Source organism: Leptotrichia sp. OH3620_COT-345 (assembly GCF_003932895.1).
GTDB lineage: Bacteria > Fusobacteriota > Fusobacteriia > Fusobacteriales > Leptotrichiaceae > Pseudoleptotrichia.
In genome coordinates this window covers 1-5,192 of record NZ_RQYW01000034.1, presented here as the reverse complement: position 1 = coordinate 5,192, position 5,192 = coordinate 1, and the positions used below count along the sequence as shown (strand labels likewise).

The following is a 5,192-nucleotide window of genomic DNA, read 5'->3' as shown; positions in this document are numbered from 1 at the left end:
GGAGTTGAGACACGTGGGGAAGAGGAACCTGTTGCGACAAATGAGACAGCGGAAGGAAGAGCACAGAACAGAAGAATAGAATTTAAACTGATAAGAAAGAATTAACCAAATCTATGAAAGAAAGCTATTTTAAGAATCTAAATAAAATAGAGAGGGAGAAAAGAAATGAGTAATAATTTAAAGAAAATGGAAAAGGACTTAAGAGCATTGGCAAAAAGATGTAAAGATGTTAAGTACACAAAAGGTCTTTTGCTAAGTTTCTTATTAATGGGGATGCTGACATTTTCAGAAGGCTTGACGCCACCTGAAGTGAAGAGTACTGAAAATGCCATAAGTCAAACAAGAAAAGAGCTTAATTCATCAATAAATGATATGCATAGTGCATTTAAGCAGGCAAAGAGGGAAAACAACAGATTACTGAAAAATGCAAATCTTGAGTTAATACAATTAATGGAACAGGGAGATCAGGTGGTGAAATCTCCATGGAGTTCATGGCAATTTGGAATGAACTATTTTTATAGTAACTGGAGAGGAGCATATAAAGGAAGAGGAGATAAAAAAGAAAAATATCCTTATGAGGGAATACTTGAAAGAGATAAAAATGAGTTTAACAGATATGTATCTCCTTTAAGTTCGTTTTATAATTTATTGGCTGTTTCGGCAGATCCTACTTCTGCCTCATCAAATGCAAGAAGCGGATTAAAAGCGGGATACGGTCTTGCAAGTAATAAACCTGTGTTGGAACCTGTAGTTGAGTTGGAATTAAATGCCGGAATTACACCGAGACCGGTCGCAAAAGGTGCTTTAGTATTAACACCGCCGACAGCAGCTACACCTACGACACCGACACCTATTGACTTTAAACCGACGGATCCGACGATAAATCCTCCACAAGTTCCTACTATAAATATAGCTGTAATATCAGCTCCAGCAACCGGAAATGGCGATGACATGTATATTAAAGACGGAGGAAATAATACGGCTCTGGCAGGAAGTCTTTCAAACCAGAATGTAGGGATGATAGCTCAATACAGTACATCGGGAGGAACAATGGATGTTACTGTAAATAACGGTGCTACGATGGATATAAGTACAAACGGAGTCACTTTTACAGGACATAAAGGAGCTTCACATAATGGAGGAAGTACGTATTCCAGTAATTTGAATACAACGGGATATACGGGTTATTCTGCCATGAAATTGGTCGGTGGACATGAAGTTAAAATAGAAAATACGACAATAAATGTAAAAGGAGCAGGGACAAATTATCAGAGATGGTTATTTCATACAGACGGACATAATGACCATGGAGAATCTACATGGAATATAGGTAACGGTTCAACAATAAATCTTGATGGTTTGAAACTTGCTATGTATACTTCTCAGTATCATGGAAATGGTCGTAAATCAAATATAGGATTTATTAATAATGGAACAATTAACAGTAACGGTGCCGATAATTATTTATGGATTGCGTTAGATGAAAGCGGTTCTATGAACAGGGTTCAGTATTTTGCAAACAAAGGGACAATTACATTAAATGGAGATGGAAATGTTTTTGTATTTATGGATGGAAGAACTCCCCATAGAAAAGATACTTATGCTATCGGAACTGCTGCTGAAGGAGGATACAGTATTATAAATGAAGGGGCTCTTAATTTGAACGGTAAAAATCAAAGAGGAATCATAGTAAATAGTAAGTATGATTATCCTGGATTTGAAATTTTACTTAACCGGCCTATTAATATATCAGGAGAGTCCTCAGTAGGGGCAGCCTTTACAGGATGGGCCGATCTTGACGGCGGTTTAGCAACATTTAGTCAAAGTGCAGATGGAAATAGAATAGAACAGATTCCTTTAAATTCGAGAGAGTCTGTATTTAATATGGATTTATCGGGAACTTCAAATGTAGGAATGTATTTTAATTATACAGGGACTAAGCCATTTACAATTAATGATTATACTATAAAATCAACAAATGGAGAAAAAAATATTCTCGTATTTATAAATGATGGAATTGTAAATTTAAGTGAAAATAATGCCGGATCAAGACCTAATAGTATAAAAATATTAGATGGGAAGTCTAATATAGGTATATATACCGCTGCAGCAGATGACTTAATGACAGGGGCAAATATTGAAGTAAATAACTCTGACAGTTCAACCGGAATATTTTCAAAATCTTCAGGAACGGTTACAAATACCGGAAATATAAACGCTTCAGGAAAATCAATAAAAGCAATAATTGCCGACGGTTCTGTTGTAAACAGTACAGGAGCTATAACTGTAGACGGAAAAGCTTTAAGTGCTTCCGACGGTTCAGTAGGACTTGCCGCAATGAACGGAGCGACACTTACTCAGTCAACAGGAGTATCAGATATAACTGTAGACGGTTCGGCTTCAATAGGAGCTTATTCGGCAGGAGCAGGTTCGACTTTAAAAATAGCCGATACTACAATAAGTACAACAGACGGGGCATTCAATACTTATGCTAAAGGCGGAACAGTTGAATTTAATGCAAACAATATAATAAATACAGGGCAGAAATCATTAGCATTTTATACTGACAATACGGGAGTAATAAAATTTACAGCTCCAATTACTGCCAATATTGCAGGAGGAACTGATTCAAACAGCAGAGGAACTGCCTTCCTTTACAAAGGTGCAGGATACAGTCCGTTTGATTCCACAGCAATAGGAGCATGGGCTACAAGCAGATTTAACGGTATGAATAATCTGACATTGAACATGGCTTCAGGTTCAAGACTGTTTATAGCTCAGGACGTAGCAATGAATTTATCTGATACAAGTGCTTCAAACCTTGCAGCAGCTTTAGGAGGAGCTACAATAAACGGTACGGATTATAAATCATTTATGCTTTATTTAAGCAAGCTGGCAGTAAATCAGTCAGTAGATCTTGATAATGCAAATGATGCATATAATCAGCTGGAAATTTCAAATTCATCAATTGAAAATAACAACAGTAACACAATTACGGGAACTCAGGCAGGACAGGTTGCCATGGCACAGGCAAACCAGACAGCATCAAGAAATAATGTTCAACTTACAAACAGCGGAAATATTAATCTTTCAGGAGCAAATTCCACAGCTATTTACGGAAGTTTTGCCGAACTTACAAATGCCCCTTCGGGAATAATCAATATAGGTGATTCCTCTACAGCTCTTTATGGAGAAAATGACTCACTTCTTTCAAATGAAGGAACGATTAATTTAGGAAACAACTCTACAGGATTATATGTAAAGGGTGCAACTACAGGAACGGCAACAAACTCAGGAACAATAACTTCAACAGGAACTAAAGCAATAGGAATAACTTTTGACGGTACCGGAACGGGACCTTCAAATATAAAAGTTAACAATGTTTCAACAGGAAATATTAATTTATCCGGTGAAGGTTCAGTAGGTATATATGGACTTGGAAATAATTATCAAATAAATAACTCGGGAACTATTACACTGGGTGATGCATCAAATATTTCCAATCCTAATGTGGGAATTTTTACAGATGTAAGTGATATTGTAGTAAGTAACGGAGCAACAGGTAAAATTAAGACAGGAAACAATTCAATAGGTATATTCGGATATGAAGTAGCCAATGACGGAGAAGTTACAGTAGGAGACGGCGGAATAGGAATATATTCCAAAGGAACAGCAGTTAGACTGGTACCAAGTTCCATAGTAAATGTAGGTAACAATGAAGCTGTCGGAGTTTATCTTGAAAATGGAGGAATTGTAACAAATGACGGAAAAATGAATATAGGAGATAATTCTTACGGATTTGTTGCAGTACAGGGAAGTTCACCATTTAATTTCACAAGTACACCATTAGCAGATATAACTTTAGGAAACAGAGCTATTTATGTCTATTCCAATGATGTCAACGGAACTGTAACTAATAATACTGCTTTGACTTCGACAACAGGGGAAAACTATGGACTATATTCAGCAGGAACAGTAACGAATAACGCACCTATAAACTTCGGAACAGGAATAGGAAATGTAGGTGTCTACTCAATAGGTGGAGGAACAGCTGTAAATAATGCACCTATAACAATAGGAGCATCCGATACGGGAACATCAAGATTCGGTATAGGAATGGCTACAGATAACGGAAATATAGTAAATAACTCTGTAATTAATGTAAATGGAAACAATAGTATAGGAATGTATGCTACGGGTACTACTTCAACAGTAAGAAATGCAGCGGGAGCAACTATTAATCTGGCTGCTGACGGAGCAATGGGAATTTATCTTGATAACGGAGCAACCGGAGTAAATGATGGAACTATCACAACAGTGGGAACACCTAATGCAGCGGTAGGAGTCGTAGTGAGAAAAGGATCGAGTCTTGTAAATAATGGAACCATTAATATAAACTCTCCCGGAGGGTATGCTCAGTTCTTAGTAACAGGAGGAACAGTAAGAAATCACGGAACTATAACAATAGGTTCCGGAGCACAAGAAACATTTACACCTGGAAGCAAGCCTACGGGTAAAGAAGTGGAAGGAGTCGAAATTAAAGCACCTGCAGGTTCTCCTACAGCAACAATATCAAAAGATGGAATATTACAACCGATAGTAAACATATCAGTTGTTGAGGGGAATAGAGATTTATTAAGTTCTTCATTCGGAATGTATATTGATACTTTAAAAGGTACAAATCCTATATTGGGCTTAAGTAATATCCAAATGTCCGAAGCCGATCTTATAATAGGTTCGGAAGCTGCAGAAGCTACGACAAGTAAGTATATAGAAGTAAATGGAGACATAATTAAACCTTACAATGATACAATAGCTGCAACTCCACAAGTAACAAACTGGAAAATATATTCAGGTTCATTTACTTGGCTTGCGACTGCAACACTTGATCAGAATACAGGATTAATAAATAATGTATACCTTGCTAAAATTCCTTATACTGCATATGCAGGAAAAGAACCTTCTCCTGTGGAAGTAACGGATACATATAACTTCCTTGACGGTCTTGAACAAAGATACGGAGTGGAAGGACTCGGAACAAGAGAAAAAGCATTATTCAATAAGCTGAATAATATAGGTAAAAATGAAGAAGCATTATTCTATCAGGCAACAGATGAAATGATGGGACATCAGTATGCAAATGTACAACAGAGAATAAACAGAACGGGTACATTACTTGATAAAGAGTTTAC

At 36.9% G+C, this 5,192-nt stretch carries 1 protein-coding gene and 1 pseudogene; both read left to right on the top strand.

The annotated features are described in order from the left end of the window. Positions 1–105: pseudogene (locus EII29_RS10990) on the top strand (OmpA family protein); the annotation flags it as partial. Between the two features lie 60 nt (positions 106–165). Further along, positions 166–5,192 (top strand): autotransporter-associated N-terminal domain-containing protein (locus EII29_RS10985; protein ID WP_125237564.1); only part of this gene is annotated, 5,027 nt, incomplete at its 3' end.